At 57.3% G+C, this 16,792-nt stretch carries 13 protein-coding genes; 11 read left to right on the top strand and 2 right to left on the bottom strand.

Annotated elements, in window-relative coordinates; translation table 11 throughout:
- Nucleotides 1–165: 165 nt before the first annotated feature.
- From DWB63_RS10055 to DWB63_RS10010, 11 genes are all read left to right on the top strand, one after another.
- Nucleotides 166–1,941: a glutamine--tRNA ligase/YqeY domain fusion protein gene (locus DWB63_RS10055; RefSeq protein WP_128328704.1), complete on the top strand. Its 1,776-nt coding sequence runs from the start codon at nt 166–168 to the stop codon at nt 1,939–1,941.
- A gap of 195 nt (nt 1,942–2,136) precedes the next feature.
- The gene (locus DWB63_RS10050; RefSeq protein ID WP_128328703.1) at nt 2,137–2,724 is read left to right on the top strand and encodes a TetR/AcrR family transcriptional regulator; all 588 of its coding nucleotides are present in this window, start codon (nt 2,137–2,139) and stop codon (nt 2,722–2,724) included.
- Nucleotides 2,725–2,804: 80 nt separating this feature from the next.
- On the top strand, nt 2,805–2,927 hold the full coding sequence (locus DWB63_RS17525; protein WP_277749741.1) for a hypothetical protein: 123 nt from the start codon (nt 2,805–2,807) through the stop codon (nt 2,925–2,927).
- A 355-nt stretch (nt 2,928–3,282) separates the two neighbouring features.
- Nucleotides 3,283–3,531, top strand: a complete 249-nt coding sequence (locus DWB63_RS10045) for a phage regulatory CII family protein (protein WP_128328702.1) — start codon at nt 3,283–3,285, stop codon at nt 3,529–3,531.
- Between the two features lie 173 nt (nt 3,532–3,704).
- Nucleotides 3,705–5,726: an ATP-binding protein gene (locus DWB63_RS10040; protein WP_241648773.1), complete on the top strand. Its 2,022-nt coding sequence runs from the start codon at nt 3,705–3,707 to the stop codon at nt 5,724–5,726.
- Nucleotides 5,719–6,237, top strand: a complete 519-nt coding sequence (locus tag DWB63_RS10035) for an alpha/beta fold hydrolase (RefSeq protein WP_128328701.1) — start codon at nt 5,719–5,721, stop codon at nt 6,235–6,237. The genes DWB63_RS10040 and DWB63_RS10035 overlap by 8 nt, the downstream gene beginning before the upstream one ends.
- A complete protein-coding gene (locus DWB63_RS10030; protein WP_128328700.1) occupies nt 6,234–7,394 on the top strand; it encodes a rhodanese-like domain-containing protein in 1,161 nt (386 codons plus the stop codon). Before DWB63_RS10035 ends, DWB63_RS10030 begins: the two co-directional genes overlap by 4 nt.
- Before the next feature lie 8 nt (nt 7,395–7,402).
- The gene (locus DWB63_RS10025) at nt 7,403–8,374 is read left to right on the top strand and encodes an ABC transporter substrate-binding protein (protein ID WP_128328699.1); all 972 of its coding nucleotides are present in this window, start codon (nt 7,403–7,405) and stop codon (nt 8,372–8,374) included.
- Nucleotides 8,374–10,305: a SpoIIE family protein phosphatase gene (locus tag DWB63_RS10020; RefSeq protein ID WP_128328698.1), complete on the top strand. Its 1,932-nt coding sequence runs from the start codon at nt 8,374–8,376 to the stop codon at nt 10,303–10,305. The genes DWB63_RS10025 and DWB63_RS10020 overlap by 1 nt, the downstream gene beginning before the upstream one ends.
- A gap of 217 nt (nt 10,306–10,522) precedes the next feature.
- The gene (locus tag DWB63_RS10015) at nt 10,523–10,831 is read left to right on the top strand and encodes a phage regulatory CII family protein (protein ID WP_128328697.1); all 309 of its coding nucleotides are present in this window, start codon (nt 10,523–10,525) and stop codon (nt 10,829–10,831) included.
- Between the two features lie 164 nt (nt 10,832–10,995).
- Entirely contained in the window at nt 10,996–12,261 is a 1,266-nt protein-coding gene (locus DWB63_RS10010) for a class II fructose-bisphosphate aldolase (protein ID WP_128328696.1), read from the top strand.
- Between the two features lie 115 nt (nt 12,262–12,376).
- Here the strand turns inward: DWB63_RS10010 and ychF are convergent, their stop codons facing one another.
- Both ychF and DWB63_RS10000 read right to left on the bottom strand, forming a co-directional pair.
- Nucleotides 12,377–13,474, bottom strand: a complete 1,098-nt coding sequence (gene ychF / locus DWB63_RS10005) for a redox-regulated ATPase YchF (RefSeq protein ID WP_128328695.1) — start codon at nt 13,472–13,474, stop codon at nt 12,377–12,379.
- 146 nt (nt 13,475–13,620) lie between these two features.
- The gene (locus DWB63_RS10000; protein ID WP_128328694.1) at nt 13,621–16,791 is read right to left on the bottom strand and encodes a beta-phosphoglucomutase family hydrolase; all 3,171 of its coding nucleotides are present in this window, start codon (nt 16,789–16,791) and stop codon (nt 13,621–13,623) included.
- Nucleotide 16,792: the final 1 nt, after the last annotated feature.

The following is a 16,792-nucleotide window of genomic DNA, read 5'->3' as shown; positions in this document are numbered from 1 at the left end:
ATCTCCTGAAGTTATCCGGCATTGTGTCCGTTTGCATTCCCGGAGGCAAGCCTTGCGTTGACCAGTGTACGGTTTTACCGTATTTCCAATGCCACGGGAGACCGAACGCTTCCGCCAGAATCAGACACACCGACCCGTCAGGTCCATCTATACAGTGAGGTTTTCATGAGCAACAACCCCGAGGCCCCGGAAAAGGGCAAGGATTTCATCCGGCAGATCGTCGAAAAAGACATTGAAGCCGACACATACAATGGCCGCGTCCACACCCGGTTCCCGCCCGAGCCGAACGGTTACCTGCACATCGGCCACGCCAAATCCATCTGCCTGAACTTCGGCGTTGCCCGCGACTACGGCGGCAAGTGCAACCTGCGCTTCGACGACACCAACCCGGTCAAGGAAGACGTGGAATACGTGGACTCCATCCGCGAAGACGTCACATGGCTGGGCTTCGAGTGGGACAACAACTTCTACGCTTCGGACTATTTTGAAAAACTCTATTACATAGCCGAGCTCTTCATCAAGATGGGCAAGGCCTATGTGGACCACCAGTCCGCCGAAGACATCCGCGAAAACCGCGGGACCCTCAAGGAGCCGGGAAAGAATTCCCCTTACCGGGACCGGACCGTGGATGAAAACCTCACCCTGTTCCGCGCCATGCGGGCGGGCGAGTTGAAAGACGGAGAGTGCATCCTGCGCGGCAAGATCGACATGGCCGCGGCCAATGTCATGCTGCGCGACCCGGCCCTTTACCGCATCAAGCACGCCACCCACCACCGGACCGGCGATGCATGGTGCATCTATCCCATGTATGATTTCACCCATGGGCTGTCCGACGCCATCGAAGGCATCACCCACTCCGTCTGCACCATGGAATTCGAAAACAACCGCCCCTTGTACGACTGGTGCGTGGACACCCTCATGGCGGGTTTGAAGCAGCCCGAACTCTTCGGCGACAACGCAGCCATATATAATGAATTGGCCGCCCTGCCCGGTTTCACCAACCGCCCGAGGCAGTATGAATTCGCCCGGCTGAACATTACCGGCACCGTGCTTTCCAAGCGCAAGCTCATCCAGCTGGTCCAGGAAGGCCATGTCCTGGGATGGGACGACCCGCGCATGCCCACCATTTCCGGCTTCCGCAGACGCGGCTTCACGCCCGAATCCATCCGCGACTTCTGCGACCGCATCGGCGTGGCCAAGGCCGACTCCACCGTGGAATACGCCCTGCTCGAATATTGCCTGCGCCAGGATCTCAATGATCGGGCAACGCGCTATATGGGCGTCATGGACCCGGTCAAGCTGGTCATCGAGAACTATCCCGAAGACCAGGTGGACGAATTCGAGATGGCCCTGCACCCCGAAGAAGACTCCTATGGCAAACGCATGGTCCCGTTCACCCGCGAACTGTGGATCGAACGCGCGGACTTCATGGAGAACCCGCCCAAGAAATTCCATCGCCTGTTCCCGGACAACGAAGTCCGCCTGCGCGGCGCGTACTACATCCTGTGCACCGGCTACGACACCGATGCCGACGGGAAAGTCACCGAGATCCGCGCCACCTATGATCCCGAGACCAAGGGCGGCTGGCTTGAGGGCGGCCGCAAGGTCAAAGGCACCCTGCATTGGGTCTCGGCCTCGCTCGGCGTCAGGGCCGAAGTGCGCAACTACTCGAACCTGTTCACCACGGACAACCCCAACGTGACGGAAGAAGGCAAGACCTTTATCGACTACGTAGACCGCAATTCCCTGGAAGTCCTGACCGAATGCTGGGTGGAACCAGCCGTCGCGCAAATGGAACCGGGCGTGAACTTCCAGTTCGAACGCACCGGCTACTACTGCTCCGACTCCAAGGACCACAAGCCGGGCGAAAAACCTGTCTTCAACCGGACCGCTACCCTGCGGGACAGTTGGGCCAAAATCCAGAAACAGACGGGAAAATAGCCGTTCACACGGGACTTTGATGGTCCCCCTTTGAAAAGAAAAAACAGGAAAAAGGCCGCACACTGCGGCCTTTTTCCTGCCCCCCATGCCCTTGCTAAAATTCCTCTCGACTTTCCGCTTGACTTTGATTGCACAATCAATCTATACGGAAATCAACAATTGATTGTTCGATCAATCACACAAGGAAACCCGGACATGACAAAGAAAGAAGCCATACTCAGAGCCGCCCAGGAGGCCTTCGGCCAGCTGGGGTTTACCTCCGCCACGGTCAAGGACGTGGCCGGGCGGGCCGATGTCTCTTTCGGTCTGGTTTCGCATTATTTCGGCAGCAAACACGACCTGTTTCTTGCCGCTGGATTCGATATGGCAGACCGCCTCGTGGCCCAGCTCACCGCAGCCACTTCCGAGGCCACCAGCGGCATTGAAGCCATCAGATGCTACATGACCGCCTATTTCGACTTTACCGAAGAACACAGGAACCGGTTTCCGATCCTGCTTCGCTGCTCTCCCTTCAGCCACATGGAACCTGGCGTCGACGCCGCAAAGGTGGCCACCAAGTTCATTGTCTTCATAGATGAGTTGAAACGCTGCGTTGCTCTTGGCATTGAAGACGGAACGATCCGCCCCCTTCCTCTGAAAGAAACCGCGTTGATCATTTACGGCAACATTGTCGGTTCCGTCCGAACCAGTCTCCTGACACCGTACAAGACCGGAAACATTTTCGCCGAGACCATCAACCATGTTGAGCGCAGCCTGACAAACAGCCTCCCCCAGGTTGGCTGATAAAAATCACCTGGCATGTCACTGGTACACGTTTATCGCAAACTGACCGACACGACACCGCATCAAGGAAGGATACCAATATGTTCAACAACCTCACCGCATCCAGATTCATGGAAATCATTCTGGGCAGCCGTTCCTGGTTGACCTACATCGATTCCTGGAAGTCCTGGTCCCAAGACTGGGCCAACAGACAAAACCCTTAGTCCCAAACGGATCACACCTCCGAAGGCGCACAGATTGGACCGCAACCCACACCTGACAGCCTGACAGATACGTTTTGGACACCCCGGTACGCCGGGACACAGGGAGCCGCTCAGCGGCTCCCCTTTTTTTTACTGTCGCAAAAGCAACATGTGCTGCACTTGTGTCGCAGATGCGACAGCAATATGCGACAACAGTGCGACACTCACCCTTTTCCTGCCAGAGACTCACCCCTTTATAACTCCTAGCATTGCTTAATATAATCAGAATAAAGACTCAATGGCATAACCATTGCTTTATCTATCTTACAACAGCCGTGTACTGGATTTCTCAAACCATACTCTGTGGGAGGGCAAAATGTTTGAAAAGAACGTGACCAAAGTTGTACAGGACTGCATTCTCGACAGTGGCATCCAGGCCAAGATCGTGGCCCAGAAAATCAACAAGCCCTATTCGACTCTGATGCGCGAAATCAATCCCTTCGACATCAGCGCCAAACTGGGAGCCGAAACACTCCTGGAAATCATGAAAGTGACCCATGATATCCGTCCGTTGCAGTACATGGCATCCGAAATGGGTTTCTCCCTGGACACCGGAAACGCTTGAACAGACCTTTGATTTTCCATGGCCGGGCAGCACGCCCGGCCTTTTTTTTTGCCTGCTGAATCCGCGCCGCACTCAGGAGAATGTCTGAACAAGAAAGCATCCAGACTTCTTGCCAAATTATCCTTAACAGAATAGGTTTATAAAGAGCCAATAAATAAGGATAACAATCGGCAATGACCCATCAATCCAGCATGAAATCCCCCAGGGCAGACTCCCTGAGCCGACGAGCCAAATTCATCCAGCTGGTTTTCATCACTGTTATTGTCTCTTGTTTCTCCTGCGCCCTCATTCTCTTCAATGCCTACAGGTTGCATGTCCAGCTTGCCGAACGGGCCGAAAACATCTCCCATTTGGCTCGGACCAGCCTGGCGAGCGCCGTCTGGCAGGTGGACCACGCCTCGGCCAGCGACTTCATTGACGCCGTGCTTCAGGACGATGCCGTGGTTTTTGCGCAGGTTGTCACCGGCCGGGAAATCATGGCCTCCAAGACACGCCCTCAGTATGTGGGCCTGAATTTTGCTGACTTCAAAAATGACAACGGATTCCTGACCAAATCCGTGGAAATCAGGAAATACGGTGACTGGATCGGCTCCTTCAATCTGGCTATTTCGACCGAAGGGTATTTTCAGGAAATTGGGATATACATCGGAGCCACTGTCGCACTGGCCCTACTGCTCACCCTGGCACTGACCATGACTGCGGTCCGATTCACCAAAAAACACTTCCTTGTTCCATTGATCACCTTGGAAGAATCGGCCTCCGCCATCGCTGATGGCGACCTGGACGCCTTCATCGACACCTCAGCACCCAACGAACTCGGCAACCTGGCCAGGACCATCGACGACATGCGGGAATCGGTCCGGCATCTCATCAACGATTTGCAGGAGGCCAACACCAAACTGCAAAACCACCAGAATCTCCTCGAAAGCAGGGTCAGGGACCGAACCGAAGAACTCAAACGCAAAAACGCCTCTCTGAACGAAGCTCTCGGAGAGATCCACACCGCAAAAATGGCGGCAGAGGTCGCAAACCTCGCCAAGAGCAGCTTTCTGGCGAGCATGAGTCATGAAATCAGGACGCCCATGAACGCCATTCTGGGCATGGCCGACATCCTCTGGGAAACCGAACTGACCGATGACCAGGCCAAATATGTCGATGTCTTCAAGACCGCAGGGGAGAGCCTGCTTGAGATACTCGACGACATCCTGGACCTGTCCAAGATCGAAGCCGGTCATCTGGAACTGGAAAACACCTGGTTCTTCCTCAGCGAGGTTCTGGACAAGACCTGCGGAGTCATCCAGACCAAAGCGGACCAAAAGGGGTTGCATATATCCTGCTCCCTGGCGCCGGACATCCCGGACCGACTGGAGGGTGACCCCAACCGCCTCAGGCAGATCCTCATCAACCTGCTCGGCAACGCCGTCAAGTTCACCGACCAAGGGTCCGTAAACTTGAATGTTGAACGCACTCCCGACTCCGGCAGCGACACCCTGCTTCACTTTTCCATTGCCGACACAGGCGTCGGCGTTTCCAGCGACAAACTCGCTTCCATCTTCGACGCCTTCACCCAGGCGGACAGTTCCACCACACGGCAATTCGGCGGGACCGGCCTCGGACTGGCCATCAGCAAGGAGCTGGTTCACATGATGGGCGGACGCATCTGGGCCGAAAGCACGCCCGGCAAGGGAAGCACCTTTCATTTCACGGTCCGCCTGACGGCCTCGGCAGCCGAGTCGCCCGTGAAAACCGGAGCAGCAGTCGGGGGGGATGAACCGCCTCTCCCGGCGATCAACATCCTCATGCTGGAGGATTCAAAATATAACGCCTTCGTGACCGAGACCTACCTCAAGTCCACTCCCTGCCGGATGACAGTGGTGGAAAACGGCCAGGCGGGGCTGGACGCCTTCAAGCAGGGAGGATGGGACCTGGTCCTCATGGACATCCAGATGCCTGTGATGGACGGTTTTGAAGCCACGAAAGCCATCCGGGAATGGGAGCGGGACAACGGGCTGCCCCCTGTCCCCATCGTGGCCATGACCGCATACGCCTTGAACGAGGATGCCCAACGATGCCTGGAAGCAGGTGCGGATCTCCACCTGCCCAAGCCGATCAAGAAAAGTGCGTTGTTCGACACCATCCGCCAACTCACCGGGGCACAAGCGATCCAACCGGACAAGGGAGAGCGGCATGGCTGATATGAATCTTGTATGGTGCCACGGCTCCTTAAGCCAACCATGGGGGGCCAAAAGCCTTGCCTTGGCAGCCACGGCCAAGGGTCTGGCCCTGGACATGACCGCCCCGGATTTTCAGGATTTGGAAAACCCCGACCAGCGGGTTGAACGGCTGACCGCCCTGCTCGAAAAAGACGGTAGACCGACCATTCTCGCAGGTTCGAGCATGGGCGGATACGTGGCCGCCGCTGCCGCCAGAACAACGAATGTCGCGGGCCTCTTCCTCCTTGCTCCTGCTTTCTATCTCCCCGGATATGCCATACATGTCTTCACGAACCTGCCGCGTCACGTCACACTTGTTCACGGCTGGTCCGACGATGTGGTCCCGGTGGACAATTCGATACGGTTCGCCCGTTCGCACTCGGCCGATCTGCACATCTTTGACGACGGCCACCGGCTCGAAGGTTCAGGACACAAACTGTGCATCCTTTTCGGACAACTTCTAACGATCATCACAAAAATGGAAACGGCATGATCCCAACCAAAGCCCAGCCTCTTTTTATCGCGCTCATCACTGCGGCCTCGCTCCTGCTGGCCGCAACCGGTCGGGCACAGGAGGACTACCCCCTGCGCCCCTACTATCCCGAGGTCCCCTACATGACTACGGATCGGTTGATGAACGAGTACGACAGCACCATCGTCGTGGATATCCGGTCCCGCTTCGAATACGAAGTGGCCCGCATCAACAAGGCGATCCTGCTGCCGCTGACCGGCAAGGATTTTGCCCAGCGGCTGGAAGAAATTCGCCCCAAGCAGTCCGAGCAGTCCCTTATTTTCTATTGCAACGGCCATTCATGCGCCAAGAGCTACCAGGCAGCCCAGTTGTCCCTGTCCATGGGATTCGAAAACGTCTTCGTCTATGACGGCGGCATATTCGACTGGATCATGGCCGCCCCGGACAAGGCCACGCTCATGGGCTCCACCCCGGCAAGAGCGGACCGGGTCATCTCCAAGGAAGCCTTGAATCGGCGCATGATGACGTATGAGCAATTCGAAAACGAAGCCAGGAAACCAAACACCATAGTCATCGACATCCGAGACCCCTTCCAACGGGATTTGACCCCGAGAATCGACGGCATTCGCAACATCCCCCTGGACCCGCTCCTTGAACTGGTCACCTCCCGGATCTGGACCGAAAAACGGCTCCTGTTCTTTGATGCGGTGGGCAAACAGGTCCGCTGGCTGCAATATTTTCTCGAATCCTTCGACTATTTCGACTACGCCTTTCTGGACGGCGGCATCCGATCCATTGCCGACAGCGCATCCAAACTCAAGCCGGTCATAGAATCCGACCGGTCCGTGGTCAGCAGCCAGGCAATGCTCCTCAAACTCACCGCCGACCAGAGGCTGAACAATTCCGACCGCAAGGTGATCAGCTACCTGCTGGCCAACATCAAATTCAACAACTATGTGGTCATCGACATGGAACGATTAAGCCTGGAAACGGGCATCAACGATTCCCTGCTCCTCAGTTCCATGAAGAAACTGACCTCCTTCGGCTACGCCACGCACTCGGTCATACAGGGAATGCTCATTGTCCAGGTGGACCCGCGCCTGGCCTGGAAGGGCGACAATGACAGCGCCCTGTGGGAAGAGAAAGTCCATGAATTCGAAACCTCCATACTGAAATAGGCACAACCATGCGCACATCCAATTCACAGATATCTCTTCTGGGCACCGTCGCGCTGCTGCTGCTCCTGCTGCCAGCACCCGCCAGTGCGCTGGAACCAGCCTCCATCATCCTGCAATGGCTGCCCCAGGCCCAATTCGCAGGATTTTTCGTGGCCAAGGACAAAGGCTTTTACGAGGAGGAGGGCATTGACCTTACCATCCTTTCCGGCGGCCCCGACGTCCTGGCCAGCGACTACCTGGATACGGGCAAAGCTGATTTTGCCACCCTGTTCCTGTCCACGGGACTCAAACGGCGGGAAACGATGCCCATCGTCAACATCGGGCAATTCGTGCAACGTTCGGCCCTGATGCTGATCACCAAGAAGTCCGCGAAGATCAATTCTTTCAAAGATCTGGACGGGAAAAAGGTCGGACTTTGGGCCAACGAATTTCAAATCCAGGCCATCGCCCTGTTCCGGCAAAACGATATCAGGGTCACGGTGGTTCCGCAGTCAAACTCCCTGGATCTGTTCATGCGCGGCGGCGTGCAGGCGGCCTCGGGCATGTGGTACAACGAATACCACACCCTGCTGACCTACGGTCTGGACGAATCCGATCTGCACCCCCTGTTTTTCAACGAAGCCGGTCTCAATTTCCCGGAAGACGGCATCTACTGCCTGGAAAAAACCGCCACCGAACGAAAAGAGCTGTGCCTCAAACTGGTCCGGGCCACCATCCGCGGTTGGCAATACGCCTTTGCCCACACGGAAGAAGCCCTGGATATCGTCCTGCACCGCATGCGGGAAGCCAAGGTTTCGGTGAACAGGGTGCACCAACGCTGGATGCTCAAGAGGATGGAGGACATCATCATGTCCGACGAGAACGCCACCATGGGCGTCCTGCGTAAAGACGACTTCGAACGGGTCCAGCAGGTACTTCTGAATACCGAGTTCATGGACACCCCCGTGGACTATGCCGATTTCTACAGGGGGATGGAATAATGAAACGGTATCCCATCGCCTTCAAACTGACCTTCTTCATCCTGTCCTGCGCCTTCATCATCGTGGCCGCCATTGTCGTCTACAACTACACCTATTCGCGCGACATCATCCTGCGCCAGGCCGAGGACAACTCGCGCATGTTGGCCAACGAAACCGTAGTGCGCATCGATTCCGTGCTCTCCAGCGCTCAGAAGGTTGCGGAGAATATCGCCTTTTCCCTGGAAGACGCCTCCCTGTCCAAAGAGGAAATCATCGAACTGAACCGGCGAGTGCTGGCCAACAATCCCGACATCTACGGCATGGCCATCGCCTTCGAACCCTATTTTCTTCAACCGAACAAACTCTATTTCGCCCCCTACTACTTCCGCACCGGCGGGCGTCTCGGCTACACCATGCTCGGTGACCCCGGCTATCGGTACTTCTACATGGACTGGTACCAGCTCCCCAAGGAACTGGGACGGCCTGTGTGGACCGAGCCATACTTCGACGAGGGGGGCGGCGGCGTGCTCATGGCGACCTACTCGGTCCCATTCTATCGGACCGTGGAAAACAAAACCGTGTTCGCCGGGGTCGTGACGGCAGACATCTCCCTGAACTGGCTGCAGGAGATGGTGCGCAGCATCCGCCTCTACGAAACCGGGTACGCCTTCATGCTCTCTCGCCACGGCACGTTCATCACCCACCCCGACCGGAGACTGGTCATGAACCAGACCATGTTCTCCCTGGCTGAGGAGCTTGGCTCCGAAAGACTCAGAAAACTGGGCCAATCCATGCTCAAAGGGGAATCCAATTTTGTCTCAGTGGACGACATCGACGGCAGGGACAGCTTTCTCTTCAGCGCGGGGCTCAAGCATGGCGGCTGGTCACTGGGCATCATCTTCCCCAAGGAGGAGATGCTGGCCGATGTGTACCGGCTTTCAAAAGTCATGACCATCATCGGGGTCATGGGCTTTGTCATCCTGGTCCTGGTCACCATAGGCATAGCCCGGCGCATCACACACCCCCTGCGCGAACTGTCCGGTGCAGCCCGGGAAATCGCGTCCGGCAACCTGGATCTCATGCTGCCGGACATCAAAGCCAATGACGAGGTGGGCGACCTGGCCGAATCATTCCGGCACATGAAAACGTCCCTCAAGGACTTCATCAGGGATCTCACCGCCACCACCTCGGCCAAGGAACGCATCGAGTCGGAACTGCGCATCGCCAGCGAGATTCAGATGGGCATCCTGCCCAAACTGTTCCCGGCTTTCCCGGACCGCAAGGAATTCGAAGTCTTTGCCTCCATCGAACCGGCCAAGGAAGTGGGCGGCGACCTCTATGACTTCTTTTTCGTGGACGACACCCACTTCTGTTTTCTGGTGGGCGACGTATCCGGCAAGGGCGTACCCGCGGCCTTTTTCATGGCCGTGACCAAGACCCTGCTCAAGGTCGTGTCCGAAAAAGGGCTTGATCCTGGCGAGATACTGACCAAGGTAAATGGCGACCTGTCCGAAGACAACGAGTCCTGCATGTTCGTCACCCTGTTCCTGGCCATCATCGACATCGAGACCGGCGAGACCCGCTATGCCAATGCGGGCCACAACCCGCCCATCTACATGCCCTGCGGCGGCACCCCTGAATGGATTCCCCCGTTCGGAGAACCCGTGGCCGGCATCATGGACTCCATGGAATATTCCACAAAGACCATGACCATGAATCCCGGTGACATCATCTTCATTTACACGGACGGCGTCACCGAAGCCATGGACCCGGACAAGACCCTCTATTCCGAGGATCGGCTCATGAAATTGCTGACCGGGATGGAAGAGCCCTTTGCCCCCAAGCTGGTCAAGGAGATAGGCAAATCCATCAAGACCTTTACCCGGGGAGCAGAACCGTCGGACGACATTACCATGCTCGCCATGCAGTTCATGGGGTCATGCAAGAAATGACATAACCGGGTATGCGGCCTTGTGAGGCATAATCAGGTGCGATTCGTCATTGCTTTTCACAATGACCACAGTTGGCTGTTTTCTTTGATATTATTCGCTCACGTCGCCAACGACTATGAAGTTTTTTTGGCTGTCTTTCAATTTTCATTGACGCTAAATTAAAAAAGGGAGTAACTTCGATTTACATGGCAGAATATCCAACATGTGGGGGGTAAACATGTTCGAGAAGAATCTGACCAAGAAAATGCAGGACGTTGTCCTGGAGGGACGCATCCCGGCCAAGGAAGTTTCCCGAGTGATCAAGAAGCCGTATTCGACACTGCTTCGTGAGCTCAATCCGTTCGATTCGCACGCCAAACTCGGCGCCGAAACCATGTTCGAGATCGTCAAGGTGACGCACAACGTCGCCATCCTCGAATTCATGGCCCGCGAACTCGGATACACGCTCATGCCACTGGACGGCGTGAAGTCGATCAGACGCAGAGAAACGGCCAAACCAATGACGGAGCGGGAAGCGACCATGTAGTCACAAAATCCCATCTCCTGCCAAACAGCCCGGCGCATGGCATGCCATGCGCCGGGCGTTGACGCTTGTCCGTCGACTCAATGCAATCTCACGTTTCATTTTGACTTTGCAATTCGATTGGTTTCTACTATTCAAAGCACCTAAACGCTCCAAGGAGGAAGGGTATGTCCCACGATACATTCAAAAAAGCGCTCGCAGTCGGTCGGCCGCCGAACGTTATGCAAAACTTTCCCAATTCCCAGGCACTGATCGTCAGCGGCAAGGTCATCGACCGGGCCATGACCGCCAAGGGACAGGCCATGACCATCGCAGCCAACGGTCGCAACATTTTCATCATCGAAGGGGCGCTCAAGGCTGCCCAGCGTGCCAATGCCGCCATCATCATCGAGATCGCCCGATCGGAAGCCACGTACTGCCCGACCACATTGTGGAACATCGCCCGCCGGGTAGACTACCTGTGCAACAAGCTGGGGATTACCATCCCGGTTGCCGTACACGCCGACCACTACTTCATGAAGAAATGGGATGACGTGGCCGTGGCCAAGGCGGAAATCCCCTCCCTGTTCGACGCAGGCATCACTTCCATCGCCCTCGACGCCTCGCACATGACCGACGACCTCAACCTGCTGGCCAATATCGAGGTCTCCCCCAGCATACCTGCCTGGGCCGGATATGAGACCGAAATCGGCGAGATCAAGGGTGCGTTCGGCCTGTCCAGTCCTGTGGAGGCGAAGTACCTGTGCCAAGGCCTCAACGCCCACGGCCTGTGCCCTGACTGGATCGCCCTGAACAACGGCACCACCCACGGCATCGAGGCCTCCGGCGAAGGCATCCAGGTGGATTTGACCGCAGAAATCCACAAGACCCTGAAGCCTTACGGAACCTCGGGCGCACAGCACGGCACCTCGGGCAACGACTCCCAGCGCCTGCGCGAGATCGCGGCCCGGACCGCCACCACCAAGGCCAACGTGGCCACTGCCCTGCAAATGATCAGCTGGGGAGTCAAGGTCAACGACTTCGGCAACGCCATCATGGACGGCGACCGATTTGCCAAGGTTCCCGGCAAGGGCGTTGAAGACGCACTCTGGGACGAGATGGTCGCCTACGCCGACGACAAGGGTTTCTCCGGAGGCGACTACAAAAAGCTCAACCTCATTTTCGAGCGCCGTTGGCAGGGCCAGAGCCAAGCCGTCCGCGAACGCATGTCCAAGGGCGTCGAAGACTTTGTCTACGACCTTCTGGTCAACGTGTTCAACGCCAAGGACACCGCGCCCATCGCCTGCGACATCATCCTCGAAGCCGGTTCCTACGACCTCGGCCTCAAGGCCGAACGGTTCGAAGACCCTGCCGACTGGACCGAAGCCAAGATCAAGGCCAAGGCCGCGGCCATCGACACCGACAAGGGCCCCAAGGGCGACTTCGACGACTAGACTGCCTCAATCCTAAAAAGACGCCCGTTCCGACATGAGTCGGAACGGGCGTTTCTCATTGTATTCTCAAGACCGCGGGGTGGCGTGAAAAGGACTGGCCGACAAATGAATGCCGTTACACGTTGAACAGAAAGTGCGTCACGTCACCGTCGTGCATGACATACTCCTTGCCCTCGACCCGAAGCACTCCCTCGGAACGGCATTTCGCTTCGGAGCCGTACTTGACATAGTTGTCGTAGCTGATCACTTCGGCCCGGATGAAACCCCGCTCGAAATCGGTGTGGATGACGCCTGCCGCCTGGGGAGCCTTGTCCCCCACGTTGATGGTCCAGGCACGGACTTCCTTGACCCCTGCGGTAAAGTAGCTGATCAACCCGAGTGAGTTGAAGCCGGTACGGATGATCTGGTGCAGACCGGACTCCTTGATGCCGTAGGATTCCATGAACTCCTGGTATTCCTCTTCATCAAGGCCCACCAGTTCTTCTTCCATGCGTGCGGAAATCTTGACGAACTCAGCTCCACGCTCCTCGGCCAGGGCGCGCACCGCCGTGACGTGGCCGTTGTCCCCGGCCACACCCTCTTCGTCCACATTGGCGCAATAAATGACGTTCTTGGCCGTGATCAGGCGCAGTTCGGCCAGGAGCTCGGGCAGTGCCTTGCCCCCGCCCGTAAAGCTGCTTGCGGGTTGCGCCTGATCCATGTGTGCCAGCAACTGCTTGGCCGCCTCGATCTTCGGGGCCAGGGTCTTATCGCCCTTGAGCTGCTTTTCCATGCGCTCAAGACGATTTTCCAGAACCTGGACATCGGCCAGTATCAACTCGGTCTCAATGACCTCGATATCCCGGAGCGGGTCCACGGAGTTGGCCACGTGAATGACGTCGTCGTCGTCAAAACAGCGGACCACATGCAGAATGGCCTGGGTTTCGCGAATGTTGGCCAAAAACTTGTTGCCCAGCCCTTCGCCCTTGCTGGCCCCGGCCACCAGGCCGGCAATGTCCACGAAATCCACTGTGGAGCTCTGCACACGCTGGGGTTTTACCAGCCCGGCCAGGACGTCCAGACGGCTATCCGGCACAGGCACCACGGCCTTGTTCGGTTCAATGGTGCAAAAGGCATAGTTGGCGCTTTCGGCATTCTGTGCCTTGGTGAGCGCATTGAACAGGGTGGACTTGCCGACATTGGGCAGCCCGACGATACCGATACTGAGTGACATGGAAGCTCCTGAAAAGATATTGCCGGGGGGAGACCCTTCCGGCGAGGGGCACTCATTACCTTGCTTCCCGAAATCACGCAAGTCGTATTGCCCACGCAAAAAAGCCCGCCGAAGCGGACTTTCTGTTTTCAATCCGAATGCGGTTCTTATGCCTCCGGGCGTCTGGCCTCCACGGTCATGCCGGGCTTGAGGTCATACACCTTGCCGAATATCTCCACGGGAACGATCTTGTCCCCCCGATGAAAGGCGGTCATGTTCACCCGATCCTGTTCTATGACCAGGTCGAACCAGATGGACCGCCAAACAAAGGAAAGACGCATCTCGCCCCAGTGGAAAGGCAGGTCCGGGTCAACCTTCATGGGCGAAGCGGACATGTTCAGACCGGCGAAATCCTGCTTGAGCACTTCAAGAGTTCCGGCCATGACGCCGGTGTGAATGCCCTCGATGGTGGTGCCGCCCTGGGTGTCCCTGATGTCGGATTCCATGGCCTCCATGAACCATTCCCAGGACACTTCGCTGGGATAGATATACTTGGAGATGACCGCGTGGACGACCTTGGACAGGGTCGAGCCGTGGCTGGTCCGTTGTTCATAGAAGTCGTAGTTGTCCTTAAGCAACTTGATGGGATCATCGACCTTGTTGCCGAGTTGATTCAGGATGCGGGCCACTTCATCGGGTTCGAGCAGGTACCAGGTCATCAGGGTATCGGCCTGCTTGGCCACCTTGTACTTGTCCGGATTGTCGCCCTCTGCCTTGAGGATGCGATCCATGCGGTGAATGGAATAGAACCGCTTGCGATACGCGTCCCAATCAAGCTCGTCCAGATCCATGTACCCGTCGAACTGGCTGACGATGCCGTCCTCGGTCAGGATGACGTTGAGCTTGGTGGTCATGTCCCGCCACTTGACGATTTCCTCTTCGGTCAGCTTGATCCGGTCCACCACCCCACTGCGCGTGGCTGGCGGCAGTTCGTCGAGAATGGCCAGGGACTTTTCGAGCAGCCAGACCACCATGATGTTGGTGTAGGCGTTGTCACGCACGCCGGGCACGTCCGAACCGGGCAAGGCTTCATGGAACTCATCCGGCCCCATGACCCCGTCGATATGATATTTGCCGGTGGCCTCGTCATAGGTGGCGATGCCGCCCCAGAACCGGGCGATGTCGAGCATCATCTCCGCGCCGAAGTCTCGCAGGAAGGCCTTGTCCCCTGTCCAGGCAACGTACCGCCAGGCATTGACGAACACTGCGATGGAGACATGGCGCTGTCGGCGCGACAGATCCGGTCCCCAGTCCTTGGACTCGGGATTGTAGTGAACCTCCTGGGTCTCCTCGGTGCCGTCGTCGGCTGTCTGCCAGGGGTACATGGCCCCGATATACCCGTTCTCCCTGGCATACTCGCGGGCCGCGTCCAGGCGGTTGTAGCGGTACATCAAGAGGGCCTTGGATATCTCCGGAAAGTTGGAGTCGAAGAAAGGCTGAATATAAACCTCGTCCCAGAAAATGTGCCCGCGATAGGCCTCGCCCGACAGGCCGCGGGCGGGCATTCCCGCGTCGCGGTCCACATTGTGCGGGCTGGCCGTCACCAGCAGGTGATAGAGGTGCAAACGCAGTACCCGCTGCACGAACCGGTCACCGGTGACGCGGATGTCAGACTTCTGCCACAACGCCTTCCAGGCCTTGGCATGGGGGCTGTAGACGCCGTTGAACGTCTTCACGCCCTTGAGCCCGTCCAGGCACATCTCGCGCAGATCGCCCGGTTCGCGATCCAGGGAGGTGCGCACGTACACGAATTTTTCCAGGCAGTAAGAGTGATTTTCAATGGCGTTGATGCACATTTCCTCGGAGACCATGGCTCGTTCCTGGACTACCTCCTTGCGCACCTCCACCGGCTTGCCGTCTTCCAGAAGCCGTGTTTTGGCGGTCATGACAATCTGGTAGCGGGAATGGGTGGTCTCCATATGCAAATAGATGCCGTTTCCGGCCTTGCCGCCTCCGACCCGGTTCAGATGGTTGGTGTTCAGGCTGGAGTATCGGGCCACGCCTTCATTGCTCACATTGCCGTTCAATGAAGAACGGAACGTGATCTTGGCCGTGTAGTTGAGGGGGGTGTAATCGAACTGAAGGGCCATCAGGTGGGCATCGGCCATGGAAGCCACGCGCCTGGACGAGATGCGGGTGATGCGCCCCACCTGGTCCTTGACCACCATGTGCCGTTCCATGACGCCCTCGCGCATGTGCAGCCGGTGGGAATAGCTCAGGATCTCCATGGACAGGGGGCTGACGAATTCACCGTTGCCGATCTTGAAGACCACGGGCAGCCAGTTCGGGCAGTTGACCAGGTCGTTGTTCCATATTTCCCGCCCCTGGACATCGCTCGGCGTCTTGTTGAAGATGCCCGAAATGTAGGTGCCGGGATAGAAATAGTAGGATGAGCACTCGCACTCATAGGCGCCGCGTGTTCCGAGGTAGCCGTTGCCCACGGTGGTCAGTGTCTCGCGCAGCTTTTCATCGCCGGGTTCGAAACCGTGGTAGCTCAGGTACCACTCGTCCGTGGCCATGCCGGTCTCGAACCACTCGAACAGATCGTCCACGGTAAGCTCGCCCAGATCGGACACCACCATGTCGGCGCCGAAGCGCTTGAGCATCTCGCCGCCGATGTTGCGGGCCACGCCCAGCGTCAAACCGAAGTTGCCCGCGCAACCGGCCTGGACGCCGGAGATGGCGTCTTCAACGACCACGCACTCACCCGGAACCAGCCCCATCCGTTCGGCCGCAGTGACAAAGATATCCGGTTCGGGCTTGCCCTTGAGGTCCAGCTCCGCCGAGACCATGCCGTCCACCTGGGCATCGAACAGGTCTTCCAGGCCGGCCAGTTTGAGAACCAATGCTCCGTTGCGGCTGGAGGTGGCCAGGGCCACCCGAACACCCTGTCTCTTGAGTTCGGTGACGAAATCCACCGAAGTCTTGAAGACCTCGGGACCTTCCTCGTTCAAAATCTCCCTGAACAACTCGTTCTTCTTGTTACCGATGCCGCATACGGAATCGAAACTCGGAGGATCTTCGGCTGCACCTGGGGCCAAGCGTATGTTCCTGGACTTGAGAAAGCTCAGCACCCCCTCGAAACGGGGCTTCCCGTCCACGTAATTTTGATAATCCGCTGTCAGGTCGAACGGCTCAAAAGAGGTATGGGTTTCCTCTGCGTGGTGTTTCAGGAATTCGTTGAATGCGGCTTCCCACGCCTGGGCATGAACCCGAGCCGTGCGTGTGATGACGCCGTCAAGATCGAAGACTACGCCTTTGAGAGTTGTTGCTGCCACG

This window comes from Pseudodesulfovibrio sp. S3 (assembly GCF_004025585.1).
Classification (GTDB): domain Bacteria; phylum Desulfobacterota; class Desulfovibrionia; order Desulfovibrionales; family Desulfovibrionaceae; genus Pseudodesulfovibrio.
This window is presented reverse-complemented; position numbering and strand designations above follow the sequence as displayed.

Bases quoted from the DNA above. Each gene is read 5' to 3' on its own strand.
- DWB63_RS10050 (WP_128328703.1), top strand. From the start codon at position 2,137: ATGACAAAGAAAGAAGCCATACTCAGAGCCGCCCAGGAGGCCTTCGGC.
- DWB63_RS10030 (WP_128328700.1), top strand. From the start codon at position 6,234: ATGATCCCAACCAAAGCCCAGCCTCTTTTTATCGCGCTCATCACTGCG.
- DWB63_RS10045 (WP_128328702.1), top strand. From the start codon at position 3,283: ATGTTTGAAAAGAACGTGACCAAAGTTGTACAGGACTGCATTCTCGAC.
- DWB63_RS10020 (WP_128328698.1), top strand. From the start codon at position 8,374: ATGAAACGGTATCCCATCGCCTTCAAACTGACCTTCTTCATCCTGTCC.
- DWB63_RS10055 (WP_128328704.1), top strand. From the start codon at position 166: ATGAGCAACAACCCCGAGGCCCCGGAAAAGGGCAAGGATTTCATCCGG.
- DWB63_RS17525 (WP_277749741.1), top strand. From the start codon at position 2,805: ATGTTCAACAACCTCACCGCATCCAGATTCATGGAAATCATTCTGGGC.
- DWB63_RS10010 (WP_128328696.1), top strand. From the start codon at position 10,996: ATGTCCCACGATACATTCAAAAAAGCGCTCGCAGTCGGTCGGCCGCCG.
- DWB63_RS10015 (WP_128328697.1), top strand. From the start codon at position 10,523: ATGTTCGAGAAGAATCTGACCAAGAAAATGCAGGACGTTGTCCTGGAG.
- DWB63_RS10035 (WP_128328701.1), top strand. From the start codon at position 5,719: ATGGCTGATATGAATCTTGTATGGTGCCACGGCTCCTTAAGCCAACCA.
- ychF (WP_128328695.1), bottom strand. From the start codon at position 13,474: ATGTCACTCAGTATCGGTATCGTCGGGCTGCCCAATGTCGGCAAGTCC.
- DWB63_RS10025 (WP_128328699.1), top strand. From the start codon at position 7,403: ATGCGCACATCCAATTCACAGATATCTCTTCTGGGCACCGTCGCGCTG.
- DWB63_RS10040 (WP_241648773.1), top strand. From the start codon at position 3,705: ATGACCCATCAATCCAGCATGAAATCCCCCAGGGCAGACTCCCTGAGC.